The following is a 20,104-nucleotide window of genomic DNA, read 5'->3' on the forward strand; positions in this document are numbered from 1 at the left end:
TTCGTCAGCCGCGGGACCACTCCGCCGGTGAGGCACCGGGGAGAATTCGGAGGCGGTCCGGAACGTGGGCGTCGGCGAGGGCGGTGCCGAGTACGACGGTGTCCCACGCGTCCCACGGGATTCCGGCGTCCTCCATCGCCGTGACGAAGTCGCGCCAGTCGCGTCGGCCGGACTCGACGTCGGCGAGGAGTCCGCGCAGCCGTGCGTCCTCGTCCGCGTGGACCACGCCGTCCCGCCCGGCGGATCCGATGGCCTCCAGCCAGCGGGATCGGCGGCTCACGAGGTCGAGGGCAGGCTCGCCCGGTGTCTGCGCGTAGAGCCGCTCGGCCTTGGCCCGGGGGGATTCCTCCGAGCCGGTCCGGATGGCCTGGATGACCCGTCGCCGCTGTCGTTCATCGAGGAGGACGGAGAGCTCGCGAACGACGTCGGCCGGTTCGTCCGGCGAGTGCACGCCGTTGAGGATGTAGTTCGTGGTGGTCAGCGAGGACCGCAGCTGGTGCGGCGCGCGGTCCGTGGCATTGGCCGACCCCTTGAGTCCCGCCATCCTCACTGAGGCCGGCAGTGCGCCCGCGGGCATCCGCACCACCAGCAGCAGCATGGGCGTCCGCTCCATGAACAGCTCCGTGACATCGCGGCGGTCACGGGTGGCGATGTTCCACTGGAACTCCCACAACGCGCGGATGACATGCCGGCCGCCGCTGGTGATCTCCGCCGCGACGACCCTGGCGTCGTGCCGCGCCAGCCATTCGAAGACTGTTTCCAGCTCGCGGCCGACCACGGCGTCCGGCTTGCACAGGAGCACCGTGTGGCGGTCCAGCCATCCACGGACCACCTCGGCCGGCCCGGCCGCGGCGAGGTCCTCCCATCCTTCACGGAAGTACAGATCGAGGCCGTAGAACCTCCGCTTCATCGGTTGGACCGATAGCCAGGCCGGAATCTCGTCGCCGAGTCGACCGGTGCCGAAGTCGATGGGGACCATGACGGGTGTTGCCTCCGAAGTTCTTCCGAAATGCCTGCCGCGGGCGGGGGGACGGGTCAGCGCGCCCGGACGCGGAGGTCGAAGCGGGACACGGGCCGGGCCCCTTGGACGACATCGATGGTGAGGGGCGTTCCCAGGTACGTCTTGGCGGGATCGTCCTCGGTGCCGACCCGCGCCCGCAGTTCGGTCGGCAGGTCGAACTCCGCGACCGAGGTGTAGCTCGTGGCGCAGGCAGTCATCTCCAGCTCTGCGGCCGGAGTGCCGGTGCGCCGGGAGATGGTGGCGAGTGCCAGCTGTCGTGCCGCCTCCAACTGCACCATGCCGAAGATGTGGTCGATCGGGTGGTCGAAGAGGACCGGATGGCGGATGTCGGCCCGCACGGTGGCTGTGGACACGTCGTCGGCCAGGGCGAGATCTGCCAGGACGATGTTCTCGGGGTTCACCCGCCCCACTTCCTGCGGGCTCACCGTCGTCGTGGGCGGCTCCGGAAACACCAGCTGGATCGGCAGCTCGCGGCCCTTGCGCATGAAGTTGCGCATTTCCCGCCACGTGGTCCGTTTGATCCACGTCATGCGGATGCGGACGTCGGCGACCTTCGCCCCGTCCACCCGGATCACGAAGTTCCACAGCAGGCCCGACAGCACGCGCCCGCGCCTCCACTCGCGCTCGACCGTGCTCTCCAGGACCGCGTTCACCGGTCGTGTGGTGTCCAGCGGCTTCTCGTCGGCCAGCCGGGCGTCGAGCTCCTGGAACAGGAACTGGTAGTCGTTGCCCTCCACGGGGATGCCGAACTGGCTGTGTGCCACGACGAAGCACGCCTGTCGGCACACCTCGACGAGCAGCGCGAGGTCGGGCTGGTGGTTCTGCAGCGGGTACTCGCAGTAGAAGCTGTGCGCGCGGGGCAGCTGTACGCCCATCAGCATTTCGCGATCTGACGTGACCGAGAAATCAGTGATGAAGACCTCGTCGATCGACCACTTGTGCACCAGCTCCCTCGGTATGGTCTGCCGGTGTGCGATCGCCTGTACTCCCATGGGAAATCCTTTCCTGATGCCGACGTGCGAAGGACCTGCTACTGAAGGTCGGAGAGGACCGCGGCCCGGGCGGACGGGTCCATCATGTCGACGTTCGAGACGTAGCACCGGGCGTTCTCGCAGAGACCGGCAAGCGTCTTCTGCATGGTGTTGTAGTGCTTTGCGTAGCGCTGGACGTCGTAACCGAAATGTGCGATCAGATCGTCCTTCAACCCGTACGTGGTCACGCCGAGGCCGAACTGGTCCAGGAAGGGGAGTGCCGTTCCCGGATCCACCTGGTGAAATCCGGCCGGAGTGTCCTGGCGTGAGTTGACGATCACGATGTTGCGGACCGGGGCGGAATTCGTCGCTGGTTTCCCGAAGAGGATCTCCGGACTGGAGATGTACTCGCCCTCCTCGATGTGCCGGGGCAGCCGGTGTCGGTCGATGAGCTCTCCGAAACACGCGTCCCGCCGGACCCGCATGGCCGACGGGACACCGTGTGCCGTGACCCCCCGCACCAGCATGTGGGTGTTGGAGAGGAACTGTGCGCCGCCCAGGCAGGCCTGGGCGAGGAAGACGCTCTTCCCGCCGCCGGTCTGCCCGAACAGGAGTGTGCCGTCGCCGTTAAGGGTGAACCCGGCTGCCTTGAGGTCCAGCAGGCCGTTCTCGGCGGCGTGGACACTCAGGATGTGCTTGATGAAGTACGGCCAGACCAGCTTCTCCAGCGAGCGCCCGTAGACGTGGAACGTCCGGCCACGGGTGACGAGGTAGACCGGGTCACCGAAATAGGGGCCGCGGTAGTAGCCCTTGGTGAAGCGCTTGGCCCGCACGGTGGAGTCCACCAGGTGCCGGACGGCCTCGACGTCCACCTTGTCGCGGTCGAGGTCGTAACAGCGGATCTCGAAGTCGGCCGCGGCATCGTCGGCCGCGAAACGCGTGAAGTACGACCGCGCGGGAGGGCTCTCCAGATTGCTGCACAGCCGGATGCGGATCAGGTTGAGGTCGACGACGGACGTCGACCTGATTGCCGGGCCGGGCGGCGGCCCTGCGGCCGGTGGGCCCGTGAAGGGGGCAGTCATCACTGTGTTCGCTCAGATCGTGAGGGTGACGTTGTATTCGGTCAGCCACCGGTTGAGCCAGACCGCGAGTTCCAGGCTTCCCCGGTCGTAGGAGCGGCTGACCACGCCCTGCGGCCGATCGAGCGCCGTCCGGGCCTTCCCGGCGTCGAGCAGGAGGTGGACGGGCGCACTCCGGTCGGCGAGGATCGCCGCCGTCTCCTTGCGCAGGCCCCGCTCATAGCCGGGGTCCTGGGTGGTCGGGTAGGGCGTCTTGTTCCGTTCGACGATCGAGGCCGGCAGCAGGTCGGCGGTGGCGGCGCGGAGCAGGCTCTTTTCCCGGCCGTCGAACGACTTCATGCTCCACGGCACGTTCGCGACGTACTCGACGAGGCGGTGATCACAGAACGGCACGCGCACCTCCAGGCCGACCGCCATGCTCATCCGGTCCTTCCGGTCGAGCAGGGTCTGGACGAAGCGAGTGAGGTTGAGATACGTGATCTCCCGCATCCGGCGCTCCAGGCCGTCCTCACCGGGAAGAGCGGGTACCTCGTCGAGTGCCTCGCGATAACGGGCCTCGCGGTAGCCGGGGAGGTCGAGCTTCTCGAGCAGACCGGAGTCGAGCAGCCGCAGGCCGCCGAAGTAGCGGGAGGACCCGGAGGTCAGCCACGGGAAGGTGTCCGCCTTGACGGCGCGCGGGTTGTGGAACCACCGGTAGCCGCCGAAGAGCTCGTCTGCCGACTCGCCGGAGAGCGCCACGGTGGAATGCTGCCGGACGGCCTGGAACAGCAGGTAGAGGGAGGGCCACATGTCGCCCCAGTACGCGGGCGGCAGATCCGTGGCACGCAGCACGGCCGAGCGGACGGCCGGGTCGAGCAGCTCGCGGCTGTCGAGCAGGATCTCGGTGTGGTCCGCCTTCACGTGCCGGGCGAGCTCACGGGCGAAGGGCGCGTCGGCTTCGAGTCGCACCGCGTCCGGCTCGAACCGGTCGGAGGCCGCCGAGAAGTCGACGGAGAACGAGCGGAGCCTCCCGGGGCCGACGGTGCCGGCCGCCAGCGCGGTGACGGCGGAGGAGTCGAGGCCCCCGGACAGCAGCGTGGCCAGCGGGACGTCCGACACCATCTGCCGCCGGACGGTGTCCTCCAGAAGTTCGCGCACCGTCCTGACAGTGGTGTCGAGGTCGTCGGTGTGCGGCCTGGCCTCGAGCGACCAGTAGCGGTGCTTGGTCAGACCGGAGCGGGTGACCCGCACGATGTGCCCCGGCCGTACCTCGTACATCCCGCGGAAGACGGCGTGCTCCGGCGTCTTCACCATGTCGAGCACTTCGCGCAGGCCGTCGGCGTCGACCTCCCTCGGCGCCAACGGGTTGGCGAGGATGGCCTTGGGCTCCGAGCCGAACAGGACACCGTCGCGGGTCGGGAAGTAGTAGAGCGGCTTGATGCCCATCCTGTCGCGGACCAGCAGCAGCTCCTGGCTTCGGGGATCCCACAGACCCAACCCGAACATTCCGTTGAGCCGCTCGGCGAACGAAGCACCCCATTGGAGATAGGCCCGTAGGACCACCTCGGTGTCGCTCTTCGTCCGGAATTCGTGGCCGAACGAGGCCAACTCCTGCCGCAGTTCACGGAAGTTGTAGATCTCGCCGCTGAAGGTGAGGACGATCTGGCCCGCGGCGCCGGTACCGCCCAACATCGGCTGCGTTCCGCCCTCGATGTCGATGACGGCCAGCCGGCGGTGCCCGAAGGCCGCGTGCCGATCCAGCCAGGTGCCCTCCGCGTCCGGGCCGCGACAGGCCAGCGTGTCCGTCATCGCACGCAATATCTCGTATTCCCGCGACAGGTCGCGACCGAAGTCGACCCACCCCGTTACGCCGCACATCGAAATGTCACCTCTCCACTACGCAGGACCTGAGTCCCGGTCTGCATCGGACTGCTGGAATCGCGGAGCGCCTCTGCTAGGGCTTGCCGTGGGCTGCCGCGGCGATCGCCCGGCCCACCACCTGGACCAGCTGGGAGGGCGTTTCCGCCTCGATGCCGACGTCGTACGAGAGCCCGACGGAGTACTCCCGCTCGATCATCACGAATATGTTGAAGAGCGCCAGCGAGTCGATTCCGAGATCATCAAAAGCGACGTCGTCGATATTGCCGGAGAGGTCGATGTCGACGGATTCATCCTGCTCCCCGCACTCTTGGAGAAGCTGCTTCAGACGGTCGAGAGAGAACTCGTTCACCAGTATTCCTTCCGGTGGTTCCAGGGCGTCCGCCGGGCCGTTTTCCGACGTGGTTATCAGGGCGGGCGGGTATTTGGGTGAAGCCTTGCAAGGTCGCCCGAAAGCGTCAAGCACTTATCTGACGAAGGAAAGTGACGATCGATCAGAACCCGATCGGCGTCGGGTGGTCTGCTACGATGACGCCGGTCCGGGCCCCGGCGGACAACTTGATGAACCTCACATTTTGACGAGTTATGACTGAAGTCGGGAGATGTATATGAAAACGGTCGGAATTCTGGGATCCACCGGGTCGGTCGGTACCCAGGCCGTGGATGTGGTCCGGCGCAACACGGACAAGTTCAAGGTGCTCGCCCTGGCGGCGGGCGGGGGACGTGTCGGGCTGCTCGCGGAGCAGGTCCTCGACCTGAGCCCCGTGGTGGTGGCGGTCGCCGGTGAGGGCGCGGCCGACGAGCTGCCCGCAGCCCTCGCGGCCGAGGCGAGCCGGCGCGGCCTCTCCGCGACCGACTGGTCGGTGCCGAAGATTCTCTCCGGTCCCGCCGGCGTTGAGGAGGTGGCGGCCTACCCGGTGGACGTCATGCTCAACGGCATCACCGGAGCGCTGGGCCTCACGTCCACGCTCGCGACCCTGCGCGCGGGGACGACGCTCGCTCTCGCCAACAAGGAATCGCTGATCGTCGGCGGTGAACTGGTGAAGCGGGAGGCGCGGCCCGGGCAGATCGTCCCGGTCGACTCCGAGCACTCCGCACTGGCGCAGGCCCTGCGCGCCGGCGCCCGTGAGGAGGTCCGCAGGCTGGTGCTGACCGCCACCGGGGGCCCCTTCAGGGGGCGGGGCCGTGCCGAACTGGCGGACGTGACCGTGGCCGAGGCACTCGCCCACCCCACCTGGTCCATGGGGCCGGTGATCTCGATCAACTCCGCGACGCTGGTGAACAAGGGGCTTGAGGTCATCGAGGCGCATCTGCTGTTCGACGTCCCCTACGAGGACATCCTCGTCATGGTCCACCCCCAGTCGACGATCCACTCGATGGTGGAGTTCGTCGACGGTTCGACCATCGCCCAGGTGAGTCCGCCCGACATGCGGCTGCCGATCGCGCTGGGGCTGTCCTGGCCCGAGCGGGTGCCTGGAGCCGCGAGGGCGTTCGACTGGACGCAGAACCAATCCTGGGAGCTGTTCCCCCTGGACGATGAGGCGTTTCCGTCCGTCGGTCTGGCACGGCACGTCGGCAGCCTGGGCGGCAGTGCGCCGGCAGTCTTCAACGCGGCCAACGAGGTGTGCGTCGACGCCTTCCTGGCCGGCCGACTGCCGTTCCTGTCCATCGTGGACACGGTCGCCAGGGTGGTCTCCGAGCTCGGTGACCCCGCCGCGGACAGTCTGGAGACGATTCTGGCGGCCGATGCCTGGGCGCGGGCACGCGCCCAGGAACTCAACGGCGCTGCGCACCGGTAGCTCCGCGACGACTCCGCCGCCAGACCGCGGTCCCGGCAACCGGCTCACCGTCTGCCTCGGGTCCTCAACCGCGGTCCCTGATCTCGCGTTGATGACGGAGCGTCCTTCCTTGCGTCGGCCGTGCGTGTCCGGTGGGCGGCGTTCTCATCGCGGTGCCTTGCGTTCCTACGAGGAGACCACCAGGAGCCGCCGCTCGCGGAAGCCATCACCGTTGAATGCGTCGAGGAGTCCCGGCTCCGGCTTGCCGGAGAGGAGCAGCAGGTCGTGGCCGGGGCTCGATGCGGCTGCCGGCCACGACAGCGGCTCACCACGACGGCCGCCCCAGGTGACCACCAGCGAGGGGTCCGACAGGGACCGCAGGCTGAGGAACCTGTCGGCGAACTCACCCGCGAGGTTGGGATCGAGAACCTGGGAGGGGACGACGCCGAACCCCAGACGGCTCTTGAAGTTGAACAGGCCGGGTTGAACGACATGCCCGAAGAGCGAGGGGTCGTTGCCCAACGACGCGAACTCCAGCCCGTGGTCACGGGCGAACCGGAAGGCCTCGCCGTAGGCGGCCCGCATCACCCGGCCGGAACGCGCGTCGGCGGACGCCGCGGAGAACCGCATCTGCAGCACCGACTCTCCCCGGCGTACCCGCCAGAGGGAGCCGGCCACCATGGCCTCACCGGCGTAGACGCAGACACTGACGTGGTCGGGGGCGGCTGCGAGCAGACGCTCACGCTCGCGGCGCGCGAAGTTCTTGCCGCGTGGCATCCCCGCGATCTGCTCGTCGTACACGTCGAGGAAGGCGTCGAGAACGTCCTCGGCCAGGCCTTGCCGGACCTCCGCGCGGAGCTGCTGTTCCTGGACGAACCGGCGCGCCAGCCGTCCGTTCCTCCGCTCGGTACGGGAGAGCCCGGACTCGAACTCCTCCTCTGAATCCCTCACCTGGGCGCACCAGTTCACCCACCTCGGCCGGGCGGTGAAGCCGAGTTCCGCCAGAGCGGCGCCGTCGAGACCTTCGGAGCCGGTCAGCCTGGCGATGTCGACGGGCCGGTCGCACGTCGTCCACGTCCGGCTCGCCGCTTCCTGCTGGTCGACCAGCGCGACGACGAGGCCGTCCTGCTCAACGATCTCCAACTCCGGCTCCTTCCAGGGCATCGACCGCCGGGAGGCGTTCGCTGTGGCGGGTGTAGACGGCCCAGATGACGACTGCCACGGTCCAGATGCCCAGGGCCGGCAGCCACCGCAGATAGCCGTCGAGACGGCTCGCTCCGGCGAAGAGGAAGCCGGACAGCGGCACGGCCCCGGTGATGAACATCCGGATGGTCGCGTTCGCGCGGCCCGCGACCTCCACCGGGATCGTCTCCTGCCGGTAGGTGATGGAGGCGACGTTGCTCACGGCGACCGCCAGGCACTCGAAGACGTAGCCGGTGAGCTTCGTCGGAAGGGCCGGGGTCGCGACGAGCACGAGACCGGCGAGTGCGGTCACCTGACAGGCCAGGATCCGGCGCTCGGGGCTCCAGGCCGGAAGGATCCGCGGGGCCATCCGGCTGGCCACCGCACCGGCGAACAGGCCGATCGCCATCACCCCGGAGATCACCTTGGCATTGATGCCCTGCTGTCCGAACTCCGTGACCAGCACCGGCTCCAGCTGGCCGATGGCGAGGTTGGTCATCGACATCGTCACCACCAACCAGATGATCTCGGGCTTGACGGCCCAGCGGAATCCCATCGCGACATCGCGGCGGATGGACATCTTCTGGTAGCTGGCCGGCACCCTGGGCAGCAGCAGCGCCAGCAGGGCCGCACCGCTGTACAGAGCGGCGATGCACAGTGAAGCGGAGGCCGGTCCCAATGCCGAGAACGCCGCACCGCCGATGAGGAGGCCGCCGACCTTGGAGAACTCGATCGCCGAGTTGAGCTTTGCCACCGCGGCCGGGCGGGCAGGCGCACTGATCAGTTTCGGGATGAGGACGAACTGCCCGGTGATGTTGCTCGCGACACCGCCGAACCCGGACAGGAGAACGAGAAGCGCGACCGACACCTGGCTGTTCAGCGAGACCGCCAGCAGGGCGAGGCAGACGGCCTGCTGCACCTGGGCCAGCGCGAACACCGCACGCCGGTCGAAGCGGTCGATGAGCGCCCCGAGGAACGGCGACCAGATGTAGGTGATCCCGCGCAGCGAGAACGAGATCAGGGACATCGCGACGGAGTCCGTCTGCTTGAGGACCGCCAGCGGAACCACGATCCCGAGCTGCCAGTCCGCCACCTTCGAAGAAATCGACGATGCGATGAGGATCCGCAGGATGCGCGAGTCCGTCGCCGGTGTCGGTGCGGCGTGCTCAGCCACTGCAGGTGGCCTTGCGCGGTCAGTTGGCATAGAACGTACTCCGTGGCGGTCGGTGGGGGAGAGAGTGAGAGGGCATGGGGAGGTGTCAGTCCTGACCCAGGGCCCAGGACGTGATACTCGTGGCCCCGTTGACGCGGAACTGCTCCCGGCCGAGGATCGAGTTCAGGATCCGTGCGCTGCGCCATGCGGACAGGCTCAGGTTGGGATCGGCGATGCCGTGGGAGTTCTCCGCGAAGCTCTGGACGTAGATCCGGAGGTCCGAAGGGCCGTCCCATTCCAGGGAGTAGTCCTCATGCACCTCGAACCCGTCCGCCCGCACGGTGATCCGCTCCCGGAGGGGTTCGAGATAGTCGGGGAACCTGCTGCGGTAGCCGGTGCAGAACACGACCACGTCCACCGTGCAGTGCTCCTGGCGATTCCGGTCCGCGTCGTGAAGGTCCACGACGAGCGCCTCGCCCTCGCGGCGGAGGTCCGCCACCCGGTGGTTGGCCACCAGCCGGTGGCGGAGCGGGCCCCCGGCGATGTCCAACTGGTACAGCCGTCGGTAGATCTTCCGCAGCAAGGACTCCGACACACCGTCGCTGGCCAGACGCTGGCTTCCGAGCACGACGGCGCGGCGCTCTGCGGAGAGCGATCGGAAGTGGTCCACGTACGACGGCGCGAACCACTCGTTCGTGAACGGGGAGTCGTCCATGGGCAGGAACCCGGCGCGGCTGGAGACCCAGGTGAGCGACTCGGGAAGGGAAGTGTCGTCGGAGAGAAGGTAGTTGACGACCTCTGCGCCGCTCTGTCCGCCGCCCACGACCATGACGCGCCGGCCGCTCGTGGCCGGGCGGACCTGCATGAGGTCACTGCTGTGGAGTACCTGGCCGCCTCGCAGGCCGACGGCGAAGTCCGGGAGGTGCGGCTCCTTCCCCGAACCCAGGGCCAGGGTGGTGGTCCTGGCGGTCTCACCGCTCTCGCACGTGACCTCGAAGCAGCCGTCGCCCAGCGTCACCGACTTCACCGACTGATCCCAGCGGATCGACGGCAGCTGCTCGGCGACCCACTGGTAGTACTGCTCGAACTCCATGCGGGAGGAATTGAGTCCGTTGGCGATCAGGGCACTGTAGATGCGACCCTTGTGGTGAAGGAAGTTCAGGTAGGAGTAGGCGCTCGTCGGATCGGCGAGCGTGACCAGGTCCTTGAGAAACGAGACCTGGAGGTCGGCCTCGGGGAGCATGAGTCCCGGATGCCACTGAAAGCGCGGCTTGACGTCGAAGAAGCGCGTCGTGAGTCCGCCGGCGGACTGTGCGAGGGCGGCGAGACTCAGGTTGAAGGGACCCACCCCGATCCCGACGGCATCGAAGCTCTGCACCGTAGACTCCTCTCTCACGGCCTGTCCCGGCCCGGTGGGCGGACGGCCGGCGCGCTCGGATCGACATGACTGTTGGTCAGAGACGCTTCCCCCGAGCGGTGTTCGGTTTCAAGGCGGGCCGCGAAGCCGTCCCGGATCTCGTCGGTGGTCATCGCGGCCGTGGCGCGGGAGAAGGTCGACGTCCCTCCACCCGCCACCTTCGCGACGATGAGGTGGGGACCGCTCGACCTGAGGGCCTTCGCGAGTGCGGCGGTCACCTCGTCGACGGACCGGCACTCCTGCGCCGACACGTAGCCGACGGACCGGGCCACTCCGGCGAAGTCCGTCGAGTGGGAGGTGGTCGCCTGCCCGCCGGTCGACTCGTACGTCCCGTTGTCGAACACGAGGTGGACGAGGCCGGCCGGTGCGCAGGCTCCCACTGAGGAGAGCGTGCCCAGGTGCATGATGGCCGCGCCGTCGCCGTCGAGCACGACCACCGGCCGCGCCGTCGACTGCAGGGCGACACCCAGGGCGAACGCGGCCGCGTGGCCCATCGACCCCTGCATGTAGAAGTGGTTCTTGGAGCCGGTGACACCGAACAGTTCACGGGAGGTGTAGCCGGTCGTCGACACGACGGCGGCGTCGCCGAGCAGGGGCTCGATCGCGCGGAGTACCTCGACGCGGCTGACACCCGTCACAACCGGGTGGGCCTCCGGCCGGTGACTCTCAATGGCCCCCTTCTGGGCCAGGACGAACACGCTCCTCCGGGCGGCCAGGTGCTCCTCGGCCCGGTCGAGCGCGGAACCGAGCTCCGTGGCGTCGGCCGGCACAGTGATGTGAGGCACGCCCACGGCGTCCAGCAGCTTGTGGGTGGCCGTACCCATGACCGCGTGCTGGGGTTCGTCCTCCGACGGATCGGGCCAGCCGCGCAGGCTCATGAAGACCAGGACGGGGATTCCGTACGTCTGGACGAGCGAGGTCAGCGGATTGATGAGGTTGCCGAGGCCGGAGTTCTGGGCGATGACCGCCGATCGCCGGCCGGCGACGCTCGCACCGGCGGCCGCCGCGAGCGCGGCGCCCTCGTTGGCGGCCGGTAGGTACTTCCCCTCGCGGGTCAGTCGCTCGATCGGCCCGGAGAAGTACGAGCACGGCACGCCCGCGACGAAGGTGACACCGTGTTCCTGCAGCGTGTCACAGAAGTTGTCGTTGGAGATCATGCTTCGAGTGCCAGCCACTCGTCGAGCTTCTGCAGCGCGAAGATGTCGGAGACCGGCGCGATGACGTCCTCGACGCCGAGTGACGTGCCGTCCTGGCAGATGGTGCGGAAGGTCTCGCGAAGCGCCTGGACGGTGGCGCGCAGACCCTGGTTGGCGTAGATCACCACGGAGGCCCCGTGCTTCTCCGCCTCCGCCGCGGACCACTGGGGGTAGGTGGTCGGCACGACGACGACCGGCAGCCGGCCGTCCCAGCCGTCGAGGAACTCGACGATCTCCTGCTGGTCCTTCTTCTTCGAGTGGATCAGTACCGCGTCCGCCCCCGCCTCGGCGTAGGCGTAGCAGCGCTTCAACGCCTCCTCGACGCCGAGGCCGTTGATCAGTGCCTCGGTCCGGGCGATGACGTAGAAGTCCTCACCTCGTTGAGCGGCCTTGGCCGTCCCGATCCTGCGCGCGAAGTCGGACACGGGCAGCAGGTCGTGGGAGGTTGCCGCGAAGCTGTTGACCTTCGGGTAGACCTTGTCCTCGATGCACACGGCGGTGATGCGGCCGGCCTCGTACTCGCGGACCATGTGCGCCACGTTGAGGTTGTTGCCGTACCCCGTGTCGACGTCGGCGACCACCGGGATGCCCACCGCCTTCTGCATGTTCGTGGCGGCGGCGAGGTATTCCGTCATGGTCAGGACGCTGGCGTCGGGAAGGCACCGAGAGGCGGAGATCTCGAAGCTCGATGCCCAGACCGCCTGGAACCCGGCTTGCCAGGCCAGAGTCGAGCCGAGCGCGTCATGGGCGCCGGCGACCCTCACCAAGCCTCCTTGGGCCATGAGTTGACGGAAGGTCAAATCTTGTAAAAGCACGTCTCTCCTTGTGGGGGAGTGTCCAGGTCGAAGCGCGGTCGGCGCAGACAAGTGGGGAGGCGGGTGGCCGCGCAGCAGCATGGGCGTACGGGGGCGGTGCCGAGGGCCTCGGGGGCTCCAGGGCGACGCACGACGCTTCAATGGGGTGGACGATGGTCCTGGCCGGCGCCGGGAAGGCGTGGTGACGGGCTTCGGTGCCGCCGGGCGGGTGTTGCCGAGAGGAGCCCGCCGCGCGTCGCGGTGAGCGGGGCCGATCCGGCGGTGGTGCCGCGGGGCGGCAGCGCGGGCGTCCCTGTTCGGGAGGGAGTCCGTCAGTTGTGAAAGAAGTGGTCAGATTTTGCGCAGGCCGGGCTGCGGACGATTACATGACCTCTGACAGAAGTCGGGTCATTCGTTCCCGCCCGATGCGAGGGCGGGCCGTCAATCTGTGTGCGTTGCAGAGCGGCGGCGCGCCGAATGGCTGCGGCCGACGCGCGGCGCCGTCCGCCGCTGTTCCCCCGTGCACTTGTGTAATCCCCCGTCTGGCCGAGATCGAGTTGACAAGCGTTGAACCTTGATCACCGTAGCCGGTGAACGTGATATGTCAAGTCGTGTTCACTGCATCCTCCAAAGGCGCACCCGGGGCGGGGTGGAATGTCTGTTTATTTGCATGTTTGCCCCTCTATCGAGTGGCTGTCGCGCATTCGGTCGCCATTACGCCGGATCGGCCTCCGGATAAGCTGTTGACGCATGGCGCGACGCCTGCCTAGTCTGCCGTCGGTATTTAGGGTTCCATGTCGGCAACCGCCGGCCTCTCGCTGTCCCCCCAGGTCGCCGCACAATTTCCGGGCAGGCTGGTCCTGGGAGGTGGACATGAATTCCTCGAGTGCACTCCGCCCTCCTCCGCTGGAGCTGGCGAGGAATTTGGCATTCGATCACCTCTTTTTTTAGGAGTCTCCATGGCTGCGCAGACAATCGCGGGTGGTACCGGGTCCGGTGCGGTGGTGACGAGGCACCTCGTTGTCGGTGACGTCTCCCACCAGTACTCGGTGACGCCGGACCCGGTCGCCCCGCTGCTGGTGGCCGAGCTGACCACCGAGCCGGGCGGGGCCACGCGGGCGATGGAGTTCCTCCGTCGGCCGGAGACCGCCTCCTCCACGGTGTCGGTCATCGGGGCCGCCGGGCAGGCCGGGACCGTGACGCTCGGGCGGGTGCCCGTCGAACTCTGGGCCTCGTTCGGGGTGACCCCGGAGTTCGAGGCGCAGCTCCGTGGCGCGCTCGAGGCCGCCGGCAGCCAGGAGCTCTCCGGAGTCGACCTGAGCGCGCTCGCGCCGCTGATGCTTCTACGAACCCACCGGGGGGCGGAGCGGCCCTTTACCGAGGTGCTCATGTGCGGGCGCGTCCGGTCTCTCGGCACGCTTTTCGTGCGGGTCGCGAGGTTTGCGCACGCCGCGGAGTCCGGAATTGCCGAGCTGGTCTCCGGGGCGCTCGAACTGTCGGCCTCCCTTCAGGACAACGTCCGTATCGAGGGAAACGCCTACACGTCCTACGAAAAGGGCATCGAGATCGAGCAGAAGGTGAACGTGTACGACGAGGTCTCCATCTGGTCGCTCACCCAGAGCCTCTGGTCGGCGGTGGAGAACGGTGAATTCAATGGGTTCATTACCGACCCGGGGTACGAACTCACCAGGTGGCATTTCATTCAGCACAACTTCGAGGTGACCGCTCCGGCCTCGGAGGTCGGTCACATTGCCTTCCAGGAAACCCCGAGCGGCACCTATCAGCTCAAGCTGAAGAGGTTTGCCGAGGATGCGCTGCGCCGTGAGGAGATCGTCTACAAGGGGATCGATATTCCCGGCGCGGACTTTTCCGGATATCTGCGGCGGGAGTACCCGGACATCGAGTTCAGGCGGCTGCCCAGCCTCACGCGCACGCGCTTCGACATCAACGTCCAGTCGGTGATCACCGGAAACTACTTCGGCATCGAGACGGACGAGGTCCTGGTCCTCGATCCGCGGGGTCCGAAGCTGCGGCAGGTCGAGATGGAGTACCTGGAGACCCGCTGGCACGAGGGGATGGATCCCTCGACCATCGACGATGACATGAACCGGCTGACCGAGTTGGTGGAGGAGCACCTGGCAAAGCGCGGGATCGCCGCCGAGCGCACTTTCTATTCCAAGCTCTCCTTCCTCAAGGACTGCGTCCGCAGGTCGGACCAGGATGTCCTCGGTGTCTGACGGATCTTCAAAAACCGGCCATGCAGGAAAGTTCCAGCCGGCGGAGACCGACGGGACCGCAGGGAGGTGTGAAGTGAAGACCAGTACCAGGCTTGTCCGCTCGTTCCGGGACATCACCGGTGGCGACACCGATTTGCGGCGCCCGGTGGTGACGCTGTTCAGCGGCGGCCTTGACAGCACTTACCTGCTCTACCGACTGGCCCGGGCAGGGGCCACGGATGTGCGGGCCATCAGCGTCGGCCTGGGTGGTGACGAGCAGGCGGCACAGCTGCAGCGGATTGCGGACAAGCTTGGTGTGCAGGTCCAAGTGACGGACGCCCGGGAGGAGTTCGTGGATGAATTCGTCCGGCCGGCGATTGCCGCCCACGCGGTCTACCTCGACACCCATCCCATCAGTTCGTCGCTGAGCCGCCCGCTGATCGCCCGCGTCGCGGTCGGAGCGGCGCGCGAGCACGACGCGCAGATGATTCTGCACACTGCGAACCGCTCGCAGAACACGCTCCGCAGGCTTAACGGAGCACTCGAACTTCTCGGCTTCCAGGGCCGCTTCGGAAGTCCCTACGACCTGAACCCGGTGGACCGGGAGGTGAAGATCAAGGAGCTCCAGTCCGTCGGCCTCGATGAGATGGCCGAGCGGTCGGCCAGCGGAGACTCCAACCTCTGGTGCAGGGAGTTCGAGTCCGGCATCCTGGACGACCCCGAGGACCACGTCGTTCCCGAGTCCTACTATCGGTGGAGCGCCCGGCGGGGGGTGGCCCCGGCGCCCGAGCATCTGGAGATCGGTTTCCGTCAGGGGATTCCCGTCGCGGTGAACGGCGAGGAGCTCCCCCTCGCCGAGATCATCGAGCGGCTCAACTGGACTGTCGGAGCTCACGGGATCGGCCGCTACACCGGCCTGGAGCACCTTCCCGGCGGGGTCAAGGTTCTCGAAGTGCGGGAGATGCCGGCGGCCCGGCTCCTGATGGCATCGCGCCGGCACCTTGAGACGGCGGTTCTTGAGGCCGAGTCCCTCCGCGAGAAGATGCACGTGGAGCAGGTGTGGGTCCGTGAGGCGCTCGAAGGCCGCTGGTTCGGCGAACTCCGCCGGGCCTGCGACTCGTTCATTGCCGAGCTCGTCGCGTCGGTCACCGGCACGGTGCGCTGGCGGCTCTCCGCGCGGGGCGCCTCGACCACCTCCATCGTCGCGGCGAGCCCCCGGTACGTGCGCAATCGGGAGGACTGGGAACAGGCCTCCATCCAGGCGGAGATCTCCCACTACGAAGCGGCTTCGGACGGCGACATCAGGGGCGGGAAATGGTGACCAACCAGAAATCGAACGGCTCTGCGCGGCAGCTGGTGGTGATCGATGCCGATGCGCGGGCCGCGCGGGCCGCGCGCACCCTCGGCTGCCGCATCGTGTACGTGCAGCAACCCGGTTCACCCGTCCACGAGTTGGTCGACGACGACTCGGGCTACTACTCGGTGGACTTCACCGGTCCGAAGTTCGCCGGATTCGTCGGGGAGGTGCTTCGTCCATTGCTGCCGACGGCGGCCGTCTCCCTCACCGCCCAGGGGCTGGCGGCGGCCGACGTGGTGAACTCGCTGCTCGGGACGGCCGGCACACCGCCCGGGATCCTGCAGCGGCTGACCGGAACGGGGCCCGAGTCGTCGGACGGCCTGGACCTGGTGCGACTGGCCCTCGGCTGGCCGCTCGGGCTGCGCGAAGCCGACTGCACGGTACCCGCCCGCACTCTGGAAGGGGACGGACAGTGAAGCCCGCCGCGTTGTTCATCAACAACCACCCGTACTCGCACTTCGCCCGGGGCGGGAAGTACATCCTGCCGACCTCCGAGATCGACATCCACCTCGTGACGCGCAACCGGCGGTACGGAGGGGTCAGCGGATTCGCGGACCACCCGCTGGACCACGTCTCGCTGTGCGGCATCGACGACGAGGACGACTGGCGCGCCGTCTGCGAATGGACGCTGCGCAACCACCCGATCACCCGTGTCATCGCCGTCCACGAGCGTGCCGTGCTGTTGGCGGCGGAGATGCGCTCCAAGTTCGGCCTGCCCGGCATGCAGTACGAGACCGCGGTGCGGTTCCGCGACAAGGTGCGGATGAAGGAGGCCGTGCGCGCGGCCAACGCGGCGACGGTGCCGGGGTTCTCCGCACTCGACAGCGGTGACGACCTGGCGAACGTCGACTGGAGCACCGGGCGGAAGGTCATCAAGAGCCGTCTCGGGCTCGCCGCCAAGGACCTGTACATGGTCGACACGCTCGAACAGGCGCGGCGGGTCGTCGCGGGGCTCGATCTCTCCGGCTCGCACTACGAGATCGAGGAGTTCGTGAAGGGCTGGATCTACCACTGCGACTCCGTGGTCCAGGGCGGCCGTATCAGATTCAGCAGCGTGGGCAAGTACCTCGCCGACCCGGCGAGCTACCGTCCTGGAGGGATCTTCGGTACGGTCCTGCTCACCGACGGCGAGTTGGTGAAGCGCATCACCGAGCTCAACGAGCGCGTGCTCGCCGGGCTGGGAATCGAGGACGGCACGACGCACCTCGAGCTGTTCCACACCGCAGACGACGAACTCGTCTTCTGTGAGGTCGCCGGGCGGCCTCCTGGGGGCATCATCCCCCCGGTGATCGAGCAGCAGTACGGGTTCGACATCGTCGAGACGCAAATCCGTATCGATGCGGGAATCGATTTCTCGCTGGGCAGCGTCCCTGAGTCGCGACACGGAGGGGCGTCCGGCTTCATCGCGTTCTACCCCGGTGCGGAGGAACCCAAGGGGATCGCCGCCGAGCTCTTCCCCGGCCTGGGAATCGTCGAGCACATCGAGCACAAGGATGCCGGAAACGGCCAGGGCGGCGTGCGGCACTCGACGGACTTCCGCGACTCCTACGTGGTCAATGCCCCCGACACGGAGACCCTCATGCGCCGGATCGCGGACATCGAGGACGAGTACCGGCGTTGAGCGGAGGCCGGCCGAGGTCGAGGCCTGCACGGGAGGCACACCTTCCGTCCAGGCCTCGACCGGGCCGGCACCGCGGTGGTCCGATCGGGCTGAGGTCGCCCGGTGCGCGTGACGCATAGGGTTGGGCGGGCTGATGATCGTCCGTACGACAGGAGATGCCATGAGTGAGACCGACGTTCCCGATGCCGCGCTCCCGGTGGGTGTGATCGGCCTGGGCGACATCGCGCAGAAGGCGTACCTGCCGGTCCTCACCGCGCTGCCGGGCCTGGACCTGCGGCTGATGACCCGGGACCGGGCCAAGCTCGACCGCCTCGGCGACACGCACCGGATCGCCCCCGCGGACCGGTTCACCGACCTCGGCGCGCTGATCGGCGGCGGCATCCGGGCCGCGTTCGTCCACGCCGCCACCGACCAGCACGTCCCGATCGTGGAGCAGCTGCTGACCGCCGGCGTCGACGTCTACGTGGACAAGCCGCTCGACTACACCGTGGACGGCGCCCGCCGCCTGGTCGACCTGGCCGAGAAGACCGGCCGCTCCCTCAGCGTCGGCTTCAACCGCCGCCACGCCCCCGCCTACGTCCAGGCGAAGGAGCGCCCGCGGGACCTGATCATCCTGAAGAAGAACCGCGAGGGCCTCCCGGAGGCGGCCCGCACCCTGGTCTTCGACGACTTCATCCACGTCGTGGACACCCTGCGCTTCCTCGCCCCCGGCGAGATCGACCACGTCGACGTCCGCTCCCGCACCCGTGACGGCCTGGTCGAGCACGTTGTCCTCACCCTGGCCGGCGAGGGATTCACGGCGCTGGGCGTCATGAACCGGGTCTCCGGTTCCACCGAGGAGATCCTCGAAGTCTCCGGGGCGGACTCCAAGCGCGAGGTCCACAATCTCGCCGAGGTGATCGACCACCGGGGCCAGCCCACCGTCCGCCGCCGCGGCGACTGGGTCCCCGTCGCCCGGCAGCGGGGCATCGAGCAGATCGTCCTCGCCTTCCTGGACGCCGTCCGCGCCGGCCGGACCCTCGACGCCCGCGACGCACTGCGGACCCACGAGCTGTGCGAGCTGATCGTCGAACGCATCGAGTCGGCCTGACACGGGGCGCAGCATCAGCCCGGGCCCGCCGCCGCGCGGCACGCCGGTGGGCCCGGGAACGGTGGGCCCGGGAACGGTACGTCCGGGAACGGCGATCCGCGATCACCTCTGGAATCGGGCCCGCAGAGCGGTACTGTGGATGTCACGGTTACCGGATGCGAAACGGACGGGCGATGCACGCACGCCAACTGCGGGACGGACGGGTGGTCTTCGGACGCCCGTCGCTGTCGCGCGCGGCGTTCCGCCCCTCGTCCGGTGCCCTCCGTGCGGCCGTCGGTGCCGGGGCCGGTGGTTCCCGCCTCGTGCGTCGCCGTTGGATCGACGGGGTCGGTTCCCCGACCGGCCTCTGTCGCCCGTAACGGCCCGCACCTGCTCCGTCACGCGTTCCCGCCGGGCCGGGCGATCCCGCCTCCGGGGCCCTCGCGCCCCCGGGTGTGCCCGGTGGTCCGCCCCGTCGTGGCCGGTTCCGGCCGAGGCCGGCGGCGTCGCGGCCCATGGCACCGAGAAGATCGAGATCGAGGAACGGTTTCGCATGCCCCAACAGCCCGTGCTCACCGCGGACAGTACCGCCGACAGTGCCACCGACGGCGCCAATACCAGTGCCATGGACGGCGCCGCGCACCCGCACCCCCTGGACAACCCGGCCCGTGCCGCCCTGCTCGGCCCGCACGCCCACTTCGCCGAGCGGCGCGCAGACGTCCTGCGCTACCCGGCCGACGTCTCGCCGTTCGTGGCCCTCCCGGACCGGCCCGACCGGGAGACCTGGCGGAACGTGGCGGCGCTCTGCGGGCCGGGCGCCGTCCTCGGCGCCACCGGCTCCCTGAGTGCGCTGCCGGCCGACTGGGAGGTCCTCATGCAGGCGCCGGGCGTCCAGCTGGTGGACGACGGCGTCGAGGCCGCGCCCGACGAGGAGGCCGTCCGGCTGGGCCCCGCCGACGTGCCCGAGATGCTGGCCCTGGTGGAACACGCCCGGCCGGGCCCGTTCCTGCCCCGCACCGTCGAACTCGGTGGCTATCTGGGCATCCGGCGTGGCGGCGTGCTGGTCGCGATGGCCGGGGAGCGCCTGCGTCCGCCGGGCTGGACCGAGATCAGCGCCGTCTGCACGGCCGAGTCCCACCGTGGTCAGGGGCTCGGCTCGCGGCTCGTCCTGGCGGTAGCGGCCGGGATCCGCGAGCGCGGCGACACGCCGTTCCTGCACACCTCCGCCGCCAACGCCACGGCGATCCGGCTCTACGAGTCGCTGGGGTTCCGGCTGCGCCGGAAGGTCACCTTCCTGGGTCTGCGCGCCCCCGGCGGTGGGCACGGGGCCTGACCGCGGCCCACCGGCCCACCGGCCCCCCAGCCCACCGGCCCACCGGCCCACCGGCCCACC

At 68.5% G+C, this 20,104-nt stretch carries 17 protein-coding genes; 7 read left to right on the plus strand and 10 right to left on the minus strand.

The features are described 5' to 3' along the window. Positions 1–4: 4 nt before the first annotated feature. From C2142_RS34035 to C2142_RS34055, 5 genes are all read right to left on the minus strand, one after another. On the minus strand, positions 5–979 hold the full coding sequence (locus tag C2142_RS34035; RefSeq protein WP_148646727.1) for a nucleoside-diphosphate kinase: 975 nt from the start codon (positions 977–979) through the stop codon (positions 5–7). Between the two features lie 56 nt (positions 980–1,035). Then, complete coding sequence (locus C2142_RS34040; protein WP_148646728.1) at positions 1,036–2,013, minus strand: AfsA-related hotdog domain-containing protein; 978 nt, start codon at positions 2,011–2,013, stop codon at positions 1,036–1,038. Positions 2,014–2,051: 38 nt separating this feature from the next. After that, on the minus strand, positions 2,052–3,074 hold the full coding sequence (locus tag C2142_RS34045; RefSeq protein WP_148646729.1) for a FomB family phosphonate monophosphate kinase: 1,023 nt from the start codon (positions 3,072–3,074) through the stop codon (positions 2,052–2,054). Positions 3,075–3,086: 12 nt separating this feature from the next. Then, on the minus strand, positions 3,087–4,928 hold the full coding sequence (gene asnB, locus C2142_RS34050) for an asparagine synthase (glutamine-hydrolyzing) (RefSeq protein ID WP_148646730.1): 1,842 nt from the start codon (positions 4,926–4,928) through the stop codon (positions 3,087–3,089). Between the two features lie 76 nt (positions 4,929–5,004). After that, entirely contained in the window at positions 5,005–5,280 is a 276-nt protein-coding gene (locus C2142_RS34055; protein WP_148646731.1) for an acyl carrier protein, read from the minus strand. Positions 5,281–5,536: 256 nt separating this feature from the next. On the opposite strand from C2142_RS34055, the gene dxr reads away from it, so the two are divergent. Continuing rightward, entirely contained in the window at positions 5,537–6,727 is a 1,191-nt protein-coding gene (gene dxr, locus C2142_RS34060) for a 1-deoxy-D-xylulose-5-phosphate reductoisomerase (protein WP_148646732.1), read from the plus strand. A gap of 165 nt (positions 6,728–6,892) precedes the next feature. On the opposite strand, the gene C2142_RS34065 is transcribed toward dxr, so the two are convergent. From C2142_RS34065 to C2142_RS34085, 5 genes are all read right to left on the minus strand, one after another. Continuing rightward, entirely contained in the window at positions 6,893–7,849 is a 957-nt protein-coding gene (locus C2142_RS34065; protein WP_148646733.1) for a hypothetical protein, read from the minus strand. After that, positions 7,836–9,062, minus strand: coding sequence for an MFS transporter (locus tag C2142_RS34070; protein WP_162002625.1), 1,227 nt, complete (start codon positions 9,060–9,062; stop codon positions 7,836–7,838). Before C2142_RS34070 ends, C2142_RS34065 begins: the two co-directional genes overlap by 14 nt. 85 nt (positions 9,063–9,147) lie before the next feature. Then, the gene (locus C2142_RS34075; RefSeq protein ID WP_162002626.1) at positions 9,148–10,419 is read right to left on the minus strand and encodes a SidA/IucD/PvdA family monooxygenase; all 1,272 of its coding nucleotides are present in this window, start codon (positions 10,417–10,419) and stop codon (positions 9,148–9,150) included. Positions 10,420–10,433: 14 nt separating this feature from the next. Next, positions 10,434–11,615 (minus strand): phosphonopyruvate decarboxylase, encoded by a 1,182-nt coding sequence (gene aepY / locus C2142_RS34080; protein ID WP_148646736.1) that lies wholly within the window; start codon positions 11,613–11,615, stop codon positions 10,434–10,436. Next, positions 11,612–12,436 (minus strand): isocitrate lyase/phosphoenolpyruvate mutase family protein, encoded by an 825-nt coding sequence (locus tag C2142_RS34085; RefSeq protein ID WP_148646737.1) that lies wholly within the window; start codon positions 12,434–12,436, stop codon positions 11,612–11,614. Before C2142_RS34085 ends, aepY begins: the two co-directional genes overlap by 4 nt. Positions 12,437–13,407: 971 nt before the next feature. On the opposite strand from C2142_RS34085, the gene C2142_RS34090 reads away from it, so the two are divergent. The 6 genes from C2142_RS34090 (at position 13,408) to C2142_RS34115 (ending at position 20,044) form a co-directional block, all read left to right on the plus strand. Beyond that, complete coding sequence (locus tag C2142_RS34090) at positions 13,408–14,685, plus strand: hypothetical protein (RefSeq protein WP_148646738.1); 1,278 nt, start codon at positions 13,408–13,410, stop codon at positions 14,683–14,685. A 73-nt stretch (positions 14,686–14,758) separates the two neighbouring features. Continuing rightward, entirely contained in the window at positions 14,759–15,985 is a 1,227-nt protein-coding gene (locus C2142_RS34095; RefSeq protein WP_241002939.1) for an argininosuccinate synthase-related protein, read from the plus strand. Beyond that, on the plus strand, positions 15,979–16,437 hold the full coding sequence (locus C2142_RS34100; RefSeq protein ID WP_148646740.1) for a hypothetical protein: 459 nt from the start codon (positions 15,979–15,981) through the stop codon (positions 16,435–16,437). The genes C2142_RS34095 and C2142_RS34100 overlap by 7 nt, the downstream gene beginning before the upstream one ends. Then, positions 16,434–17,642, plus strand: a complete 1,209-nt coding sequence (locus C2142_RS34105) for a hypothetical protein (protein WP_148646741.1) — start codon at positions 16,434–16,436, stop codon at positions 17,640–17,642. The genes C2142_RS34100 and C2142_RS34105 overlap by 4 nt, the downstream gene beginning before the upstream one ends. A 160-nt stretch (positions 17,643–17,802) precedes the next feature. After that, on the plus strand, positions 17,803–18,732 hold the full coding sequence (locus C2142_RS34110) for a Gfo/Idh/MocA family oxidoreductase (protein ID WP_148646742.1): 930 nt from the start codon (positions 17,803–17,805) through the stop codon (positions 18,730–18,732). Positions 18,733–19,336: 604 nt separating this feature from the next. Beyond that, positions 19,337–20,044 carry a GNAT family N-acetyltransferase gene (locus C2142_RS34115; RefSeq protein WP_148647190.1) on the plus strand — a complete coding sequence of 236 codons (708 nt, stop codon included), beginning with the start codon at positions 19,337–19,339 and terminating at the stop codon, positions 20,042–20,044. Positions 20,045–20,104: the final 60 nt, after the last annotated feature.

Source organism: Streptomyces sp. CB01881 (genome assembly GCF_002953255.1).
Taxonomy (GTDB): domain Bacteria; phylum Actinomycetota; class Actinomycetes; order Streptomycetales; family Streptomycetaceae; genus Kitasatospora.